The 18,301-nt window shown below is 71.9% G+C and carries 20 protein-coding genes and 1 tRNA gene; 11 read left to right on the top strand and 10 right to left on the bottom strand.

Annotated elements, in window-relative coordinates; translation table 11 throughout:
• Window positions 1-46 precede the first annotated feature (46 nt).
• The 4 genes from ACSJD1_RS17390 (at window position 47) to ACSJD1_RS17375 (ending at window position 2,919) form a co-directional block, all read left to right on the top strand.
• Window positions 47-226, top strand: a complete 180-nt coding sequence (locus ACSJD1_RS17390) for a hypothetical protein (RefSeq protein ID WP_438856544.1) — start codon at window positions 47-49, stop codon at window positions 224-226.
• Window positions 226-1,098, top strand: coding sequence for an alanyl-tRNA editing protein (locus ACSJD1_RS17385; RefSeq protein ID WP_438856543.1), 873 nt, complete (start codon window positions 226-228; stop codon window positions 1,096-1,098). Before ACSJD1_RS17390 ends, ACSJD1_RS17385 begins: the two co-directional genes overlap by 1 nt.
• 110 nt (window positions 1,099-1,208) lie before the next feature.
• Entirely contained in the window at window positions 1,209-1,703 is a 495-nt protein-coding gene (locus ACSJD1_RS17380; protein WP_438856542.1) for a cation:proton antiporter regulatory subunit, read from the top strand.
• A 13-nt stretch (window positions 1,704-1,716) separates the two neighbouring features.
• Window positions 1,717-2,919, top strand: a complete 1,203-nt coding sequence (locus ACSJD1_RS17375; RefSeq protein ID WP_438856541.1) for a cation:proton antiporter — start codon at window positions 1,717-1,719, stop codon at window positions 2,917-2,919.
• Between the two features lie 13 nt (window positions 2,920-2,932).
• Here the strand turns inward: ACSJD1_RS17375 and ACSJD1_RS17370 are convergent, their stop codons facing one another.
• Window positions 2,933-4,030 (bottom strand): LLM class flavin-dependent oxidoreductase, encoded by a 1,098-nt coding sequence (locus tag ACSJD1_RS17370; protein WP_438856540.1) that lies wholly within the window; start codon window positions 4,028-4,030, stop codon window positions 2,933-2,935.
• Between the two features lie 174 nt (window positions 4,031-4,204).
• On the opposite strand from ACSJD1_RS17370, the gene ACSJD1_RS17365 reads away from it, so the two are divergent.
• Window positions 4,205-4,870, top strand: coding sequence for an NADPH-dependent F420 reductase (locus ACSJD1_RS17365; protein WP_438856539.1), 666 nt, complete (start codon window positions 4,205-4,207; stop codon window positions 4,868-4,870).
• 49 nt (window positions 4,871-4,919) lie between these two features.
• Here the strand turns inward: ACSJD1_RS17365 and ACSJD1_RS17360 are convergent, their stop codons facing one another.
• The 6 genes from ACSJD1_RS17360 to galU all read right to left on the bottom strand — a co-directional run bounded on the left by ACSJD1_RS17360 (window position 4,920) and on the right by galU (window position 10,144).
• Entirely contained in the window at window positions 4,920-6,464 is a 1,545-nt protein-coding gene (locus tag ACSJD1_RS17360) for an MFS transporter (protein WP_438856538.1), read from the bottom strand.
• Window positions 6,465-6,541: 77 nt separating this feature from the next.
• Window positions 6,542-7,252 (bottom strand): pyridoxamine 5'-phosphate oxidase, encoded by a 711-nt coding sequence (gene pdxH, locus ACSJD1_RS17355; protein WP_438856537.1) that lies wholly within the window; start codon window positions 7,250-7,252, stop codon window positions 6,542-6,544.
• A 67-nt stretch (window positions 7,253-7,319) separates the two neighbouring features.
• Window positions 7,320-7,395, bottom strand: a tRNA-Ala gene (locus ACSJD1_RS17350).
• A gap of 50 nt (window positions 7,396-7,445) precedes the next feature.
• Window positions 7,446-8,528, bottom strand: a complete 1,083-nt coding sequence (locus tag ACSJD1_RS17345) for a hypothetical protein (RefSeq protein ID WP_438856536.1) — start codon at window positions 8,526-8,528, stop codon at window positions 7,446-7,448.
• 52 nt (window positions 8,529-8,580) lie between these two features.
• Entirely contained in the window at window positions 8,581-9,237 is a 657-nt protein-coding gene (locus tag ACSJD1_RS17340; protein ID WP_438856558.1) for a GNAT family N-acetyltransferase, read from the bottom strand.
• A gap of 7 nt (window positions 9,238-9,244) precedes the next feature.
• Window positions 9,245-10,144 carry a UTP--glucose-1-phosphate uridylyltransferase GalU gene (galU, locus tag ACSJD1_RS17335; protein WP_438856535.1) on the bottom strand — a complete coding sequence of 300 codons (900 nt, stop codon included), beginning with the start codon at window positions 10,142-10,144 and terminating at the stop codon, window positions 9,245-9,247.
• Window positions 10,145-10,206: 62 nt separating this feature from the next.
• On the opposite strand from galU, the gene ACSJD1_RS17330 reads away from it, so the two are divergent.
• The 3 genes from ACSJD1_RS17330 to mscL are packed head-to-tail and all read left to right on the top strand — an operon-like array spanning window position 10,207 to window position 11,663.
• Entirely contained in the window at window positions 10,207-10,785 is a 579-nt protein-coding gene (locus ACSJD1_RS17330; RefSeq protein WP_438856534.1) for a 5-formyltetrahydrofolate cyclo-ligase, read from the top strand.
• A gap of 47 nt (window positions 10,786-10,832) precedes the next feature.
• Window positions 10,833-11,171, top strand: coding sequence for an FmdB family zinc ribbon protein (locus ACSJD1_RS17325; protein WP_438856533.1), 339 nt, complete (start codon window positions 10,833-10,835; stop codon window positions 11,169-11,171).
• Window positions 11,172-11,222: 51 nt separating this feature from the next.
• Window positions 11,223-11,663, top strand: coding sequence for a large conductance mechanosensitive channel protein MscL (mscL, locus tag ACSJD1_RS17320; protein WP_438856532.1), 441 nt, complete (start codon window positions 11,223-11,225; stop codon window positions 11,661-11,663).
• 57 nt (window positions 11,664-11,720) lie between these two features.
• Here mscL and ACSJD1_RS17315 read toward each other — a convergent pair whose 3' ends face one another.
• Window positions 11,721-11,951, bottom strand: coding sequence for a hypothetical protein (locus ACSJD1_RS17315; protein WP_438856531.1), 231 nt, complete (start codon window positions 11,949-11,951; stop codon window positions 11,721-11,723).
• The gene (locus tag ACSJD1_RS17310; protein WP_438856530.1) at window positions 11,948-15,703 is read right to left on the bottom strand and encodes an AAA family ATPase; all 3,756 of its coding nucleotides are present in this window, start codon (window positions 15,701-15,703) and stop codon (window positions 11,948-11,950) included. Before ACSJD1_RS17310 ends, ACSJD1_RS17315 begins: the two co-directional genes overlap by 4 nt.
• Before the next feature lie 131 nt (window positions 15,704-15,834).
• On the opposite strand from ACSJD1_RS17310, the gene ACSJD1_RS17305 reads away from it, so the two are divergent.
• Complete coding sequence (locus ACSJD1_RS17305; protein WP_438856529.1) at window positions 15,835-16,143, top strand: rhodanese-like domain-containing protein; 309 nt, start codon at window positions 15,835-15,837, stop codon at window positions 16,141-16,143.
• Window positions 16,140-16,436, top strand: coding sequence for a metal-sensitive transcriptional regulator (locus tag ACSJD1_RS17300; RefSeq protein WP_438856528.1), 297 nt, complete (start codon window positions 16,140-16,142; stop codon window positions 16,434-16,436). Before ACSJD1_RS17305 ends, ACSJD1_RS17300 begins: the two co-directional genes overlap by 4 nt.
• A gap of 126 nt (window positions 16,437-16,562) precedes the next feature.
• Here ACSJD1_RS17300 and ald read toward each other — a convergent pair whose 3' ends face one another.
• Entirely contained in the window at window positions 16,563-17,663 is a 1,101-nt protein-coding gene (ald, locus tag ACSJD1_RS17295) for an alanine dehydrogenase (RefSeq protein ID WP_438856527.1), read from the bottom strand.
• Window positions 17,664-17,794: 131 nt separating this feature from the next.
• Here ald and ACSJD1_RS17290 point away from each other — a divergent pair, with 131 nt between their 5' ends.
• Complete coding sequence (locus ACSJD1_RS17290) at window positions 17,795-18,298, top strand: Lrp/AsnC family transcriptional regulator (RefSeq protein ID WP_438856526.1); 504 nt, start codon at window positions 17,795-17,797, stop codon at window positions 18,296-18,298.
• Window positions 18,299-18,301 lie beyond the last annotated feature (3 nt).

Raw genomic sequence — 18,301 nt, 5'->3', positions numbered from 1 at the left:
CTAGACTGGCGCCGCGGCGGTCCGCCGCGTCCGAAGGAGGTCCCTCGTGAGCGTGTTCCCGTTCCTCATCGCCATGGCGCTGTTCGTGTTCGGAATGTGGGTGCTGAGCATCGCCGACGTCGTGGTCGGCTTCGAGGCGCTCGTGTTCTTCGGCGGCATCCTCTGCGTGTCCCTCGCCGTCGCCATCCCGGTGAACATCCTCGGCCGGCGCGAGTCCGGCGTCTGATGGGGCTGCCCGACGCCGACACCATCGTCACCTATCCGGCGGGCGACCTGCGCGCCGACGCCCGGGTCCTGGCCGTCGTGCCGCACGGCGACCGCCTGGCCGTGATCGCGGACCGCACGAGCATCCACCCCGTCGACGCCGCGTGGCCCGATCAGCCCGCCGACGCGGGCGTGCTCCGCGTCGGCACCCGGGAGTACGCGATCCGCGACGCGGTCGTCGCCGCGACCGACGGCGCCGAACTGCACATCGGCGCCCTGCCCGTGCGACCCGGCACCGAGGGCTGGTCGTTCCTCGTCGCGCACCTCCTCGACCCCGATGCCGAGGTCGGCGAGGGCGACGAGGTCGAGCTCGAGGCGGATGCCGCGACCCGCCGAGCACTCTCGATCGGCCACACCGCGTGCCACGCCGCCTCCCTCGCGTTGAACCGCGCGCTCGCCGGCCGCTGGTCGAAGGCCGCGCGCGAGGATGCGCTCGGCTCGCCCGACTTCGACGGCATCGCGATCTCGTCCTCCCGCATCGAGCCGTCGGGCTCGGTGGATCGCTATCGACTGAACAAGTCGCTGCGCCGTGCCGGCTTCGATGCGACCGGCCTCGCGGACTCGCTCGGCGAGCTCGCGGCATCCGTCGATGCGACGCTCGCCGAATGGGTCGGCGACGACGCCAAGGTCCGCGTCGAGCGCGTGGGCGACGACCTCAGCGACCGCCGCACGTGGGTGTGCGAACTCCCGCACGCCTCCGCTCGGATCCCCTGCGGCGGAACGCACGTCGGCTCGCTCGGCGAGCTCGGCGAGGTTCGCGTGTCGTTCGCCGTCGAGGACGACGGCGGTACGCCGGTGCTCGAGATGACGACGCGCGCCGCCGCATCCGCCTGACCGGCCGCCGCCCTGCGGCGACTCCGGGGTTCCAGCGAGGGGGGCGCGCGTGTCAGGATCCTGAGCGTTCCTCGGACCGGACGTCCTCGGACGGGGCTAGCATGGCGGACGTGGGAATTCGCATCGAGAAGATCGACCTGCCCGGGATCGGCTTCCGCCACGACCTCGTGACCGAGAGCGGTCGGCGGATCAGCGTGGTGTCGCACCGGGACGGCGAGCGCGATCTCGGAGTGTTCGACGAGGACGACCCCGATGAGTGCCGCGACACCATTCCGTTGAGCGACGACGAGGCCGCCGCCCTCGCCGACGTGCTCGGCGCCTCCGTGATGCTCGCCCGCCTGACCAGCCTCTCCGACCTGACGACCGGGCTGTTCACCGAGCAGATCGCGTTGCCGACCGACTCGCCCTACCTGAACCACCCCCTCGGCGACACCAAGGCGCGCACCCGGACGCACTCGTCGATCGTGGCGATCATGCGCGACGGACAGGTGATCCCGTCGCCGACCCCAGCCGACGTGCTGCGCGCCGGCGACGTGATCGTCGCGGTCGGAACGCGCGACGGCTTGGACGGACTGGCCCGACTGCTCGCCAACGGCCCCGACTGACCGCGGGGGCCCGATGCACGAGACCACGCTGCTCCTCATCGAAGTCGGCGCGCTGCTCCTCGCCATGAGCCTCCTGGGGCGCCTCGCCATCCGCATCGGCCTCTCCCCGATCCCGTTCTACCTGCTGCTCGGCCTCGCCTTCGGCAACGGCGGCCTGCTCCCGTTCGACGCCAGCGAGGACTTCTTCGCCACCGGCGCCGAGATCGGCGTGATCCTGCTGCTCGCACTCCTCGGACTCGAGTACACGGCGGAGGAACTCGTCATCGGCCTGCGATCCTCGCGACGCGCCGGCATCCTCGACGCCCTGCTCAACGCCCTTCCCGGCGCGGCGTTCGCATTCCTCCTCGGGTGGGGCCCCATCGCCGCCGTCGCCCTCGCGGGCGTCACGTGGGTCTCGTCGTCGGGCGTCATCGCCAAGCTGCTGCGCGACCTCGGGCGACTCTCCAATCGCGAGACGCCCCCGGTCCTGGCCGTCCTCGTCATGGAGGACCTCGCCATGGCCTTCTACCTGCCGGTGCTGTCGGCCCTGGTCGTCGGCGCGAGCCTCGTCCAGGGCGCCGTCGGAGTCGCGATCGCCGTCACGATCGTCGTCGTCATCCTCTTCCTCGCGCTCCGCCACGGACACGTGATCTCGCGCTTCTTCCCCGCCGAACACGCCGAACCCCTGCTGCTCGGGGTGCTCGGACTCGTCATGCTCGTCGCCGGGCTCGCCGCGGAGGTGAGCGTCTCGGCAGCGGTCGGCGCCTTCCTCGTCGGCATCGCGCTCTCTGGCCGCGTGGCGGCGAACGCGAGTGCGGTGCTCACGCCGCTGCGCGACCTGTTCGCGGCGATCTTCTTCGTCTTCTTCGGTCTCGCGACCGACTCCGCGGCGATCCTCTCGATGCTGCTGCCGGCCGCCGCGCTGGCCGCCCTCACGATCCTCACCAAGCTCGTCTCGGGCGCGTACGCCGCCCGGCGGGCCGGCGTGGGCACGCTCGGCCAGTGGCGAGCCGGGCTCGTGCTCGCGCCGCGCGGCGAATTCTCGATCGTCATCGCCGGCCTCGCCGTCGGCTCGGGCATCGAGCCCGCGCTCGCTCCCCTCGCCACCGGATACGTGCTGATCACGATCCTCGCCGGTTCGTTCCTCGCACGCCTTCCGGACGCCGAGTGGTTCCGGGCTGCGGTGCGGCGACGGTCGAAGTCGGGGTCGGCGCGGCTGCGCACGGCCAAGCCGTAGCGCGATCACCCGCTCAGGCGCCGTCGCCCCCGTCGGAGGCCTCGGCGGGGCGCTCGTCGGCGGCGTCGCCGTCGCCGTCGGCGAGGAGTTCGCGCACCCGCGGGACGACCTCGGTCGCGTAGAGCTCGATCGTGCGGAGCATCGCCTCGTGCGGCAACGTGCCGTTGGAGTACTTGAGGTCGAAGCGCTGCGCGCCGAGCGTACGCATCGTCACGGCGATCTTCTGCGCGACGGTCTCGGGCGACCCCGCGTAGAGCGCCCCGTTCGGGCTCGCCTCGCCCTCGAAGTGCTCGCGGGTGACGGCGCCCCAGCCGCGCTCGCGCCCGATGCGGTTCATGATCGTCTCGTAGTGGGGCCACAGCGTCGCGAGCGCCTCCTCGTCGGTGTCGGCGACGATGCCCGGGGAATGGACGGCGATCGGCTGGGCGTCGTGGCCGAACTGCGCGAGGGCCTTGCGGTAGAGGTCGGCGAGCGGGGCGAATCGCGCCGGGCTGCCGCCGATGATGGCGAGCACGAGGGGCAGGCCGTAGTGCGCGGCACGCACGACGGATTCCGGGCTGCCGCCCACCCCGACCCAGGTGCGAAGGCTGCCGTGCTCGACCTTCGGGAAGACCTCCTGGTCGGTGAGCGACGAGCGGAGCTTGCCGGACCACGTGACGGGCTCCTGCGGCAGCAGTGCCGAGAACAGGTTCAGCTTCTCCTCGAACAGGTCCTGGTACTGGCTGAGGTCGTAGCCGAACAGCGGGAACGACTCGATGAAGGACCCGCGGCCGAGGATGACCTCTGCACGTCCACCCGACACCGCGTCGAGCGTCGCGAACCGCTGGTAGACCCGCACCGGGTCGTCCGAGCTCAGGACCGTGACCGCCGAGCCGAGGTGGATGCGTTCGGTGCGTCCGGCGATGGCCGCGAGCACGACCTCGGGCGCCGAGATCGCGAACTCGTGCCGATGGTGCTCCCCCACGCCGAAGAAGTCGAGGCCGAGTCGATCGGCGAGCTCGGCCTCCTCGATGACGTTGCGGAGGACCTGGGCCTGCGGCAGCGGCTCGCCGTCAGCCGCCAGGGTCACGTCGCCGAAGGTGTCGAGTCCGAATTCGTGGTTGCGCGCCATCCGCTGCTCCCTGTCCTGTGATCGATGCATGTGCATGCACCTGATCGGAACCCCGTCAGTTGAGAGACTATTCCGTGGGGCCCGGGGAATGCCCGCCATGGCAGGCGCGTTCACGATGGAGACGGCGCCCGACGACCGACGTGGGTGGCGCCGCGCCCCGGGAACCGGGGCGGAATGGAGGAGCGAGTGGCGCAACGACCGACGATCGGCATCTTCGGCGCCGGCAAGGTGGGCACCGCCCTCGCACGCCTGCTCGTCGGTGCCGGCTACGACGTCGCGCTCGCCGGCTCGCCCCGCCAGACCGCGCTCGAGCTCCTGGTCTCCGTCGTCGCTCCCGGCGCCCGCGTGGCCGCTGCGGACCGCCTCGCCGCCGAATCCGACGTGATCGTCGTCGCCGTGCCCTTCGGCAAGGCGCCGAGCGTGCCGTGGGACGCGTTCGACGGCAAGATCGTCGTCGATGCCACGAACTACTGGCCACCGGTCGACGGGCACATCCCCGAGGTCGACGCCGACGAGCGCACCACGAGCGAGATCCACGCCGCGCTGAACCCCGCGGCGCGCGTCGTGAAGTCCCTCAACCACCTCGGCTACCACGACATGGAGGACGACCCGATGCCGTCGGGATCGCCGCTGCGTCGCGCCATCGCGGTCGTGGGCGACGACGCCGACGCGCGCGAGGCCGTCGCCCGCATGATCGACGACCTCGGCTTCGACCCCGTCGACGGCGGAGCACTCGGCAACGGGCGAGCACTCGAGCCGGGGCACCCGGCGTTCGGGCGGGAACTCTCCGCGCGCGAGCTCGCGCGCCTGCTCGAGGCCGAGCGCGCGGTGGCCGCCTGACGGCACGCACCGTCGGCCCGATCCGACCGCCCGGCCCCGTGAGCCGCGCTCAGGCCGAAACGGGCCCGTCCGACTCCGGGTCGATCATCGGCCGGGCCTGCGCGTCCCGATCCGCCGCCTCGCGCTCGCGCTCGCGCCGCACGCCGCCGAGGCGCTGACGCAGGTCGACGAGCCCCACGACGAGCGCGACGACGAGCAGCGCGCCCACGGCCGCGATGCCGACGGCGTACGCCTGGTGGAACACGTCGATGCGAGCCTCGGCACCCTGCTCGCGGTACACCGTCGAGTAGAAGAGCGAGAGTGCGACGGCGGCGCCGATCGCCGTGCCGATGCGCTGGCCGAGTTGCCCGACGGAACCGGCGAGCCCACCCCGCTCGATCGGGATGTCGGCGAGCGCCAGCACCTGGTTCGGCGCGATGACGAACCCACCGCCCGCTCCGCCGATGAGCATCACGGCGGCCATGAGCCACGGCGTGAGCTCGGGCGGGGTGGCCACCGCGACGAGCACGAGCAGGCCGAAGCCGATGAGCAGCAGGACGAGGCCCCCGACCACGAGCGGGCGCCCGACCCGGTTCACGAGCCGACCGCCGAGCCACGACGTGAAGGCGCTCGTGAGCGCGAAGCCGATCGTCACCATGCCCGCGAAGACGGGTTCGAGACCGAGGCCCTGCTGCAGGTACAGCGTCGTCAACAGGAACGACGCCGGCATCGCCGCGAAGTACACGGTCGCGAGCAGCGTGCCGTTGCGGTAGGACCGCAACCAGAACAGGTCGAGCGGCACGAGCGGGGCACGACCGGATGCCGCGTATCGCCGCTCCCACCACAGGAATGCGCCGAGCGCGACCGCGAACACCGCGAGCGTCCACCACCGCGCCGGGTCGTCGTCGGGCGAGCCCGTGGTGAGCAGGAACGGCCACATGAGCGACGTGACGACGATCCCGAAGATCACGACCCCGACGGGGTCGAGCGAGATGCGTCGGGTCTCGCCGCTCGGGCGGCCCGGCAGGAGGCGCGCCGCGAAGGCGATGGCGATGAGCGCGAGCGGAACGTTCATCCAGAAGATGCCGCGCCATCCGTCGTCGGGCCCGCCGATCGCGATCGCGAGGCCGCCGAGCGTGGGGCCGAACGCCGTCGCGATGCCGATCGTCGCTCCGAACAGTCCGAACGCCGCCCCTCGCTCCGCGCCCTGGAAGAGCTGCTGGACCATGCCGAGCACCTGCGGCATCTGGATTCCCGCGGCGACGCCCTGGAACAGCCGGCCGACGAGCAGCACGGGCGCACTCGGCGCGATCGCGCAGACGAGGCTCGTGAGCGCGAACAGGCTGAGACCGACGATGAACATCGTCTTGCGCGACCCCTGGTCGCCGAATCGACCCGCGGGCACGAGCGTCAGCCCGAACGCGAGCACGAAGCCCGAGACGAGCAGGCCGAGCTCGGTCGGGCCCGCGCCGAGCGCATCCTCGATCGACGGCAGCGCGACGTTGACCTTGGTCAGGTCCATGATCGTGAGTGCGGCGACGCCGACGCAGACCCAGTAGGCGCGCCAGCGGTGATCCTTCGCCTCGCGGGCGGGAGGCTCCTGGGACTGCGACATCCGCTTCAGCCTACGCCCGCGCATCGGATGTCCCGGACGACCGGACGAGCGGCCGATCGCGGCGGCCCGTGAGCGGCCTACGGCTGCAGGCGACCGATCCGCCACGGCGACCCGGGACCGCCCTCGCGCTCGCGCTCGAACACGATCCGGTCGTGCAGTCGAGAGGTTCGCCCCTGCCAGAACTCGATCCGCCACGGGCGCAACCGGTAGCCGCCCCACCGCTCCGGCCGGCGGATGTCGTCGACTCCCGCGTACTCCTCCTCGAGCTCACGCACGCGCTGCTCGAGCTCGGCGCGCGAGCCGATCGGCTGGGACTGGCGGCTGGCGGTCGCGGCGATGCGCGAGCCGTACGGTCGCGTCGCCCAGTACGCGTCCGACTCCTCGTCGGCGACCGGTGCGACGGAGCCGGTCACGAGGACCTGCCGGTGGATGAGGTACCACGGGAAGAGCAGGGTCGCGGCCGGGGATGCCGCGAGCGCGCGGCCCTTGCGCGACGAGCGATCGGTGTAGAACACGAACCCTCGATCGTCGACGCCCCTGAGCAGCACGGTCCGGCTCGACGGCGTGCCGTCCGCGTCCACCGTGCCGAGCACCATCGCATTCGGCTCGTACACGCCGCGCGCGTCCGCTTCGGCGAGCCAGCGATCGAACTGCACGAGCGGGTCGGCCGCGAGCGCCGCCTCGTCGAGCCGCTCCTCCCCGTAGTCCTTGCGTCGGGTCAACGCGTGCTCGACGGCCCGATCGATCCGGTCGGCGGCCATCCGGGCGGGGTCGATCGCGTCGCTCATGCCTCCAGCGTACGAGCCGACGACGAAGCCCCCGGGATCCGAGCGGATTCCGGGGGCTTCATCTGGTTGGTGGACCCAGGGGGATTCGAACCCCCGACCTTCTCATTGCGAACGAGACGCGCTACCAACTGCGCCATGGGCCCGAGCCGTCAACGACTCTACCATCCCCCGAGAGGTGGTTCGGACCACCGGATCAGACGGCCGTGCGGCGGCGGCGCAGCACCTGGTCGAGGTCGCCCATGCCCGGTCCGGCGCCCTCGACGATGCCCATCCGCGCGTAGGGGTTCGCCGGTTCCGACGCCGACGCGACCGGTCGCCCCGTCGCCGGTTCGCCCGTCGGCGTCGTCGGTTCGCCCCCGACAGATGCCGCGGCGGGCCGGAGCACCGGCACCTGGGGCTCCATCCGCTCGGCGCGTTCGGCGAGCTCGGCGTCGTGCGCGGACCGCTTCAGCTGCTCGGCCTCGGCGATCGAGGCCATGACGCTCGCGGCGATGGTCCCGCGAGAGAGGTGCAGCGGCTTCGGCAGGGGCTGCGGCGTCCAGCCGGCCTCCTCGGACGGGGCGGCCTCCTCGACGTCGATGGGCTCGAAGGGCTCGGCGACCGGCACCGCGACGGGTGCCACGGCCACCGTGATCGGCCGGCGACGGGCGAGCACGACGAGGCCCGTCATCGCCACGACGATGCCGGCGCCTCCGCCGAGCGCGACGAGACCCGGGCCTCCGCTCGCGAGCACGACGAGGCCGATGGCGAGGGCGACGAGCGAGGCGAGGAGCAGCAGGGAGCACATTGCCCGACGACGTCGACGGGCGCGACGTGCGGCGACCGGATCCGCAGCGGCGGCGGTGCTCGCCGCGCGGCGGGACACGGCCTCCGCCTCGGCCGCGAGCGAGGCCGCTCGCAGCGTCGCCGCACGCTCGGCGGCCGCGGACCGCTCGGCCTGCGCCGCGACCTCGCGTTCCGCGGCGGCTGCCGCCTCCTCCGCGGCGATGCGCTCGGCGATGGCGAGGTTCTCGGCGGCCTGGGCTTCGAGGCGCGACGCGAGTTCGTGTTCGTGGAGGATCCGCTCCTGGGCGGCGACCTCGCGCGCGGTCACGCCGGTGCGGACCTCCTCGGGCGCCTCGGCCGTCTCGGCGAGGATCCGGAGGGTCTGCTGCAGGCGCACCGCGTTGCGCTCGGTGGCGAGGTACTGGCGTCGGCGGAGCCAGCTGGGGAGCAGATAGGCGATCCAGAGCGTCGCGGCGACCGCCACGAGCACGCCACCGCCGATCGGATCCATGGCACCACGCTAGGTCACCGGGCGCCGCGCTTCCCGCTCGCCGTGGGGCGTGTCAGCGATCCCCCACCCGAAGGGGGGTGCGCGCCGCCTCGCGGTCGGCGTCCGGGATCGCGGCGGCGGCCGTCGGCGCCCGCCCCTCGCGCCACCGCCGCAGCACTCCGCCGGGCACCTCCTCCGCGACCAGCGCGAACGCGAAGTGGTCGCGCCAGTCGCCGTCGATGTGGATGAACCTGCGGCGCAGCCCCTCGTACCGGAAGCCGAGCTTCTCGACCACCCTGAGCGAGGGCCCGTTCTCCGGGCGGATGCAGATCTCCATGCGGTGCAGGCGCAGCGTGCGGAAGCAGTGATCGGTCGCGAGGGCGACCGCCGTCGGGGTGATGCCGCGACCGGCGACGTCCTTCGCGACCCAGTATCCGATCGACGCCGACGCGAGCGATCCGTGCGTGATCGACGAGACGTTGAGCTGACCGACCAGTTCGCCCTCCCACTCGATCACGAACGGCAGCGCGGTCCCGGCGCGGGCGTGGGCGTTGAGGTTGCGGATGCTTCCGCGCGCGTCGATCACGCTTCCGCCGCCGGGGTAGGTCGCCTCCCAACGTCGCAGCCAGGCGCGGTTGTCGAGCAGCACCCGTTCGAGCTGGCGTGCGTCGCGCACCCGGATCGGACGGAGCGTCAGCGACCCGTCGGCGAGGGTCGGGACGGATGCCACGGGCACGTCAGCCTCGTTCGAGTCCGGCGGCGAATTCGACGAGCCATGCCCGCAGGTCGGCGCCGAGGTCGTCGCGATCGGACGCCAGCTGGATGACGGCCTTGATGTAGTCGAGCTTGTCGCCGGTGTCGTAGCGGCGGCCGCGGAACACGACGCCGTAGACGCCGCCCGTGCCCTCGACGTCGGCCGCCATCTCCATGAGCGCGTCGGTGAGCTGGATCTCGCCGCCCTTGCCGGGCTCGGTGCGATGAAGCACTTCGAACACCTCGGGCTTGATGACGTAGCGGCCGATGACCGCGTAGTTCGAGGGGGCGACCTCCTTGGCCGGCTTCTCGACCAGGCCGGTGATCCGCACGACGTCGGGGTCGTCGGTCTCCTCGACCTCGGCGGCGCCGTACAGGTGGATGCTGTCGGGATCGACCTCGAGGAGGGCGACGATGGTCGCGTCGCGGGCGACCTGCTCGTCGAGCATGCGCGTGAGCAGCACGTCGCGCGCGTCGATGATGTCGTCGCCGAGCAGCACCGCGAACGGCTCGTCACCGACGTGCATCTCGGCGCGCAGCACCGCGTGGCCGAGGCCCTTCGGGTCGCCCTGGCGGACGTAGTGCATCTGCGCGAGCTCGGTCGACTCGTTGACCTTCTGCAGCTTGGCCGTGTCGCCCTTCTGCTCCAGCGTGTACTCGAGCTCGGCGACGCGGTCGAAGTGGTTCTCGAGCGCGTTCTTGTTGCGGCCGGTGATCATGAGCACGTCGGTGAGACCGGCATCGACGGCCTCCTCGACCACGTACTGGATGGCGGGCTTGTCGACGACCGGCAGCATCTCCTTCGGCATCGCCTTGGTCGCGGGCAGGAAGCGGGTTCCCAGGCCGGCAGCGGGGATGACGGCCTTCGTGATCCGTTCAGTCATGGGGTTCAGCGTAGCCGTACGGCATCGGCGTCTGGCGGATGCATCGTCCTAGGATGGCTGCCATGCCCGACGATCCGACCGTGGTCAAGCGGATCCTCCGCGCCGAGCTCCGGGAACGCCGGCGCAACATGCCCGCGCACGAACGAGAACTGGCGACCGAGGGCTTCACCTCGCGCCTGCAGGAGCTCATCGGCTCGACCGAGGCGGCGTCGATCTCCTGCTACCTGTCGATGCCGACCGAGCCCGACACGCGTCCGTTCGTGAACTGGGCGGAGGCGAACGGCATCCGCGTCCTGTTCCCGATCACGCGCGAGGACGGCCTGCTCGACTGGACGGTCGGTGAAGAGGAGGACGAGGTCACCGGACTGCACGGCATGCCCGAGGCGGTCGGCGAGCTGCTCGGTCCGATGGCGATCAACGACGTCGACCTGATCCTCGTCCCGGCGGCTGCCGTGGATGCCACGGGCATGCGCCTGGGCTGGGGGCGAGGCTATTTCGACAAGACCCTCGGTTCGATGGGAAAATGTCCTCCGGTGTACGCCATCGTCTTCGACGGCGAGTTCGTCGAGGAGGTGCCGCGGGAGGTCCACGACCAGCCGGTGAACGGCGTCGTGACCCCCACGCGGATCGTCGCGTTCTGACCTCGCGTCGCGTACCCGACCCCCGACGACGGACTCGAGAGATCACCATGCCCACCTATTCCTACCGCTGCACCGAGTGCGGCGAGGCCTTCGACATCCAGCAGGCCTTCACCGACGACTCACTGACCGAGTGCCCGGCCTGCACCGGCCGGCTGCGCAAGCTCTACGGCACGGTCGGCGTCACCTTCAACGGGTCGGGCTTCTACCGCACCGACTCGCGCGAGTCGGGCGCGAAGGGCGCGAAGGGCGGCGGCTCCGGTGCGGAGTCCGGGGCCGGCGGGTCGTCCGCATCCGAGTCGCCCTCGTCGGGGTCGACCTCGACGGGGTCGTCCGCGTCGGGATCATCCTCGAGCTCGACGACGAGCTCCTCGTCGACCGCCGCCTAGGCCGACATCCGCTCCACGCACACCGCAACGGAAACGAAGGGGGCCCACCGCGTGCTCAAGGGATTCAAGGAGTTCATCCTCAGGGGGAACGTCATCGACCTCGCGGTCGCGGTCGTCATCGGCGCCGCGTTCACGGCGGTCGTCAACTCGATCGTGGACAACCTGTTCAACCCGCTCATCGGAGCGCTCTTCCGTGCCGACAGCCTCGACTCCGCGTTCGTCTGGTCGATCCCCACGATGGACGGCAGCGTCGCCGAGGTGAGGTTCGGTGCGGTGCTCGGCGCGATCCTCACGTTCCTCATCGTGGCCTCCGTCGTCTACTTCGTCTTCGTCATGCCGATGAACGTGCTGAAGGAGCGCGCGGAGACGCGCCGTCAGGCCGGCGAGTCGAAGGCGGAGGACCCCGAGACCGAGCTCACGGTGCTCGCCGAGATCCGGGACCTCCTCGCCGCGGAACGGCAGGGCCAGTCGGGAACGCACCGCGCCGACTAGCGCGCATGCACCGCGTCGAGGCGCCCGTCGACCGATCCGGCGGGCGCCGTCGTCGTCTCACCAGTGCGGCGGACGCTCGCGGGTGATCCGCTCGTCCTCCGGGCGCACCTTCCGCGGCGCTCCCTCCTCGTCCTCGTCGTGCGCCCCGGGCACGGCCGACTCGGGTGCCGGATCCGTGCCCGGGGCCGGAGTCAGTCGGGCGCGCCGCGCGCCGCGAGCGCGCTCCACGCGCTGACGCGGAGCCGTGGCATCCGGCCCGTCGTCGTCGCGACCGGTCGGATCGCTCACGCCGTCTCGGCCTCCTCGACCGCCGGCGCTCCCCTCCCGAGCACCGACGCGACGCGCTCGGCGACGGCCTCGGGATCGCCGAAGAGCTCGAAGCTGTGCACGCGCAGGTAGTGCCATCCGAGCCGGCGCAGCACGTCGGGCCGGAGCCGGAGCGATTCGCGCAGGCTCTGGCCGACGAGCGCCTGGTCCGTCTCGACGACGACCGCCCTGCCGGCGTGGGCCGCGGCGAGCGAGAGCGTGTCGCGGTGACCGACGCTCACGCGGATGCCCCGGCGCTCGAGCCGTGCGGCGAGGTCGACCAGCATGGGGTCGCCGGGTCCGTGAACGCGCGTCGCGTCCTGCTGCTCCTCGGTCTGCGAGAGCACGCTCGCGAGCGCGACGACGCCGTGACGCTGGCGGTCCTCGTCGATGTCGTCGGGCCGGAAGGCCGTGACGATGTCCATCGAGCGGCGTGCGCGCGTCATGGCGACCGCGAGCAGCCGTTCGCCGCCCGGCTCGCCGAGCGCGCCGAAATTCGACAGCAGCCGACCGTGGGGCGTGCGGCCGTAGCCGATCGAGAACACGACACGATCACGGCTCTGCGCCACCGCCTGCTCGAGCGTGAGCACGGTGAACGGCTCGGCGCGGTCGCGCAGGATGAAGTCGGACAGGTCGCTGCGCTTGGCGAACGCGGCGAGCACGGCCTGGTGGACGCGTGCGGCGTGCCGCGCACTCGCCGTGATGACCATGAGCGACTCGCGAGGCCGCTTCACCGCGTGCTCCATCACGAGCTCGACGACCTTCGCGACCTCGACGTCGAGGCTCTCCACGGTCCCCGTCACGGCGTCCGGCAGCCCGTTGCCGCGGACGTAGTGCAGCCCGAGGCTGCCGTGGCCGAGGAAGCTCCCGGCCCACGGCATCGAGACGATCCGACCGCCGTAGAACCGGCGGTTGACGAGTTCGGCGAGGTCCTCGCCGCCGGCGCGGTAGCTGCGGGTGAGCGTCATGGTCGGCAGCAGGTCTGCGAGGCGGGCGAGTGCCGAGTCGGCGTGAAGGGCATCGACGCCGTGCTCGGCACGCGGTCGCTCGTCGGCCTCGGCCGGGATCGCGACCTCGAATCGCGTCGGCGTCTGCGTCACCGGGTCGCCGAAGGCGACGACCTGGCTCGCCCGCCGGATCGCGCCGAGGTTCTCGGCGATGGTCGTCGCGCCGGCGTCCACGAGGAGCACCGTGTCGAAGCGGATCGCGTCGTCGATCTCGGGCACCTCGTAGGGCGATGCCAGCCAGACGGGGGCGAGCAGCCGGAACAGGTGGGGGGCCTCGCGGTGCAGCCGATCCGGACGCACTCGGTCGCCGCGGAGCATCCGCCGCAGACGTTCCGCCTCGTCGGCCTGGTCGACGAGGGCCACCCGCCACGCCTCGGCGAGTCGCCACGCGAGCAGGGGTCCGGCCGCCGAGGCGTGCGCGTCGTCGACGAGGCGGAAGTCCGACTCGAGGCGGTCGAGCACGCTCGTGTTCGCGCCGAGGAGCGCCGGGTCGCCGACCAGCATGGTCTCGAACACCGACTGCCACCACACGAGCTCGAGCTCGGAGACGACCTGCTGCTCGGGGACGTGGCGCTTGGCGAGGTCGATGAGCAGCGGGTCGAGGCCGAGCCCGCGGAGCTTCTGCAGCAGGGCCGTCCGTTCCTGCAGGTTGAGCAGCACCTCGGACTCCGCGGCCAGGCCGACGAGCGTGGCCTCGAGGTCGCGCAGCGGGCGGGCGCCGAGTCGCTTCGGCGTGCCGGCGAGGCCGAGCGGGCCGTCGAGCTCCTGCAGGTCGGCGGCGACCGTGTGGAATGCCACGTGCACGTCGTCGAGCCCGACGGGCACGCTCGGCACGGCGCCCGCCTCCGAATACCTGTGCCAGAGCGTGCGCTGCTGCTGGATGCCGCGGAGCGCGGCGTTCAGGTCGCCCACGTGCACCCCTGGGCGCACGTACTCGAGCGCGAGTCGCTTGAGCCGGCGGCGGTTCGCGCCCGACATGCCGGTCTCTCGCCGCGGCGCCGTGGCCGCGATGAGTTCGCCGAGCGGGCGGTCGTAGACCGACGGGAGGAACTTGTCGAGCGTGTCGCGGACGTCGTGCAGCAGCCGGAGGAAGACACCGAGCTCGGCGACCGACTCGAACTGGCGCAGGCGGGTCTGCGCGATGAGCGCACGCGCCCGCTCGAGAAGGCGCGGCACGTCGGTGGTGCTCAGCCGCTTGGCGAGTTCGTGGGCGGCCGTCGCCTCCTCGGAGGTGGCGAAGTCGGCGCCGTACCAGGGCGAGTCGCCCGGGCCGTAGCGGAACTCGCCGAGCGCGGCGGCTCGGACCAGGTCGGCCGCGACCGCGTCGCGGCCGTGCGCGAGCGCGACGAGCGAGCTGCGGTCCAGCCGTGCGGTGGTGTCGGGCGGCTCGGGCATCGACGCGAGACCGGCGAGCGCGGTGAGCGCGTCGAGGACCGAAACCCCGAGTTCCCCGTCACGGCGGGTGAGTGCGTGCCGGTAGTCGAGCAGGACCCGACGCAGTCGCACGAGCGCGTCGTCGATGTCGGCGATACGGGGCTGCTCGGCCTTCTCGTTCCGCGTGATCGACTGGATGAGGTCGCGGCGGAGGCGATCGGTGCTCACGGCGAGCCCGCCGAGGCCGACCTGGCCGAGCCGGTGGGCGATCCCGTCGAGGCTCGCGCGACGCGCACCGACGACGAGGACCCGTCGCTCGTTGGCGACGAGCGCCCCGATCGCGTTCACGATGGTCTGCGTGCCGCCGGTCCCGGGGAGGGTCTTCACGACGATCGAGTCGCCCCGCTCGATCCGGGCGATCACCTGCTCCTGCTCGGGGTCGGCGTCGAGCAGGAGTCGATCGGTCGAGGGCGGTCGCTCGTCCTGCGGGACGATCATCGGCGCCTCGACCTCGCGGGTCACGGCGGCGCGCGCGTTCGGATTGCCCGCGATCGCATCGATGACCGGGTGCTCGAGCCGGGAGGCATCCGCCCCCATCGAGGGCCCGACCTCGGCGAACGACGAGACCACGAGGCGCGGGGCCACATGGAAGTACGGCAGGTGCGAGGTCAGCCCGCGCAGCCGATCGATCACGGGCTGCGGCTTGAAGGCGCCGTTCGAGATGGCGAGGGCGACGAAGGCGTCGGCGTCGAGGGTGATCTGGAAGCGCTCGTGCAGCTCGCGCGCGAGCGCGGGGTTGAGGAACGGCTGGCCCTTCAGCTTCAGTTCGAAGTCGCGGCCGTACCGGCGGATGGCGAGCGGCCGGAGCAGCACGGGCGCGAGGAAGTCCTCGCCCGCGGACTGCCACGATGCGAGCCCGATCGCGAGGTGCACCGACTCGATGCCGCGGACGGAGCGGAGCTCGACGCCCTTCTGCGTGATCTCAGCGGCCGCGAGCCGAGCGTTGCGGAGGGCCAGCTCGTCGCGGATGAGGCTCGAGAGCAGTGTCGACTTGCCGGTGATGAACTGCGGCAGTCCGCCCGGATGGGTCGTGGAGAGCTCGATGCGCGTTCGCGGCGCGTCGTCGAAGTGCACGAGCGGGGAGCGCCCGCCGAGGTCGCGGAGCTCTGCGTGCCACCGCCGCCAGCTCGGTTCGGCGATGTTGCCGGCGACGACCGACGGGTCCCCGATGGTCACCGCGTGCGGCGACGCGGGGTCGCGGTCGGGAACCGTCGACCCGGCACGCTCGGCGGCAGGGGTCTCGGTGCCGTCGTCAGGGAACTCGTCCCCGTCGTTCCGATCGAGCCGTTGCACATCGACACCATACGGCCGGGCGGCGCGATCCTCCGGAGCATCGCCGTACTCCGCGGGTTTTCGATACCCGGCGGGTATTGATACCATGGGGGTATGCTTTGCCCGGCACACCAGCGCACGAGGAGCAGCAGATGAAGTCGATCTCCCCATTCGAGGCCCACGCCGTCGCCGACGCGTGGATCCTGGACGTCCGCGAGGGGCACGAACTCGAACAGGCCCGCCTCGAGGACGCCCACCACATTCCGCTCGGAACGCTCGTCGAACGCCTCGACGAGGTGCCCCGCGACCGCACCGTGTACGTGATGTGCCACGCCGGGGGTCGCAGCGCACAGGCCACCCAGTACCTCACGACGCAGGGCGTGGACGCCGTGAACATCTCCGGCGGCATCACGGAGTGGTACCGCGCCGGACTCCCCCTCACCATCGGAGGTGCCGAATGACCGCGAACATGACGACCGAGACGACCGCCGACGCCCAGCGCCGCATCGCCAACCGGCTGAAGCGCGCCCGCGGACAGCTGAATGCCGTGATCGACGCCGTCGAATCGGGCGCCGACTGCCGTACGGTCGTGAATCAGCTCGCGGCGGTGTCGAGCGCGCTCGACCGTGCGGGCTTCGCGGTCATCTCGACCGCGATGCGCGACTGCGCAGCCGACCCCGAGGGCAAGGTCGACGGCTCCGGCGGGCGACTCGACTTCGACGAGCTCGAGAAGCTGTTCCTCTCGCTCTCGTGACACACCGGCCTGCAGGACGCGCCGACTCCCCCTGAGACGCCCACGAACGCCACGACGGCCGCCGCCCGATGACTCGGGTCGGCGGCCGTCGTGTGCTCACGGAGCGCCTGGTGGGGCACCCCGGCGTCAGACGAGGGAGGACAGCTCCAGCCCGTGGGCCTTCGCGACCCCCTCGTTGGTCAGCTTGCCGGCCGTGGCGTTCAGGCCCTTGGCCAGGGCGACGTCCGCGGCGAGCGCGGCCTCCCAGCCGAGGTCGGCGATCTTCAGCGCGTACGGCAGCGTGGCGTTGGTGAGCGCCGGCGTCGAGGTCGCGGGGACCGCGCCGGGCATGTTCGCGACGCAGTAGTAGATCGCGTCGTGCACCTGGTACGTCGGCTCGGCGTGCGTGGTCGCGCGCGAGCCCTCGAAGCAGCCGCCCTGGTCGATCGCGATGTCGACGAGCACGGCGCCGCGCTTCATGGTGGCGACCATCTCGTCGGTCACGACCTTGGGCGCGGCCGCACCCGGCACGAGGACCGCGCCGATCACGAGGTCGGCATCGCGCACCTGGCGCGCGGTCTCGTAGGGCGATGACGCGAGGGTCTTGATGCGGTGCTCGTAGCGGGCGTCGAGCTCGCGCAGCTTCGGGAGCGAGATGTCCATCACGGTGACGTCGGCACCCATGCCCATGGCCGTCGCCGCGGCCTGCTCGCCGGCGACGCCGCCGCCGATGACGAGGACCTTCGCCGGGGCCGTGCCGGGCACGCCGCCGAGGAGGACGCCGCGGCCGCCCTTGGAGGCGTGCAGCGACGCGGCGCCGACCTGCGGCGCGAGACGGCCGGCGACCTCGCTCATCGGGGTGAGCAGCGGCAGCGAGCGGTCGGCGAGCTGGACGGTCTCGTAGGCGATGGCCGTCACGCCCGAGTCGAGGATGGCGCGGGTGAGCGGCAGGTCGGCCGCGAGGTGGAGGTAGGTGAAGAGGGTCAGGTCCGCGCGCAGGAAGCCGTACTCCTGCTCGATGGGCTCCTTGACCTTGAGGACGAGCTCGGCGGCCCACGCCTCCGCGGCGGTCGCGACGATGTTCGCACCGGCGGCGCGGTACTCGTCGTCGTGGTAGCCGGCACCCTCGCCGGCACCGGCCTGGATGTCGACGCGGTGGCCGCGCAGGGAGAGCGCATTCGCTCCCGCGGGCGTCATCGCGACGCGGAATTCGTTGTTCTTGATCTCTGCAGGCACGCCGACGTGCATGGGTACGCTCCGAATGCTGTGTGGATGTGTGCTTCCATGGTCGCCTCATGTTCGCTGTTTGTGAAGTGCTTCCGCATGATGTTCGGTAGACTCACGGCATCCGTCTCGAAAGTTCGTGGAGGAGTGCTGCCATGTCCGATCTGCCGAAGTTCAGCGAACCGACCCGGGTCGTGCTCGACGACATCGATCGGCAGATCATCGCGCTGCTGCACGAGAACGCCCGCATCCCGAACGTCGACCTCGCCCGCGAGGTCGGCGTCTCCCCGTCGACCTGCCTCGCCCGCGTGCGCTCGCTGCGCGAGCGCGGCGTCATCACCCGCTACACGGCGGAGATCAACCCGACCGCGCTCGGCTTCACGCTCCAGGCACTCGTCTCGGTCCGCATCCGCCCGGGCGCCCGCCACCTGATGGAGCAGATCTCCGCCGAACTGCGGCGGGAGCCCGAGGTGGCGCAGCTCTTCTTCCTCGGCGGCAGCGAGGACTTCCTCATCCACGTCCGCGTGCGCGACAGCGAGCACGTGCGCCAGTTCGTCCTGAAGAACCTGTCGGCGAACCCCGCCGTCGCCCTCACCGAGACCAACCTCGTCTTCGAGCACCACACCGCCGAATCGGCCGGGCTGCGCGCCGTGCTGTGATGC

This window comes from Agromyces excoecariae, assembly GCF_051715505.1.
GTDB lineage: Bacteria > Actinomycetota > Actinomycetes > Actinomycetales > Microbacteriaceae > Agromyces.
This window is presented reverse-complemented; position numbering and strand designations above follow the sequence as displayed.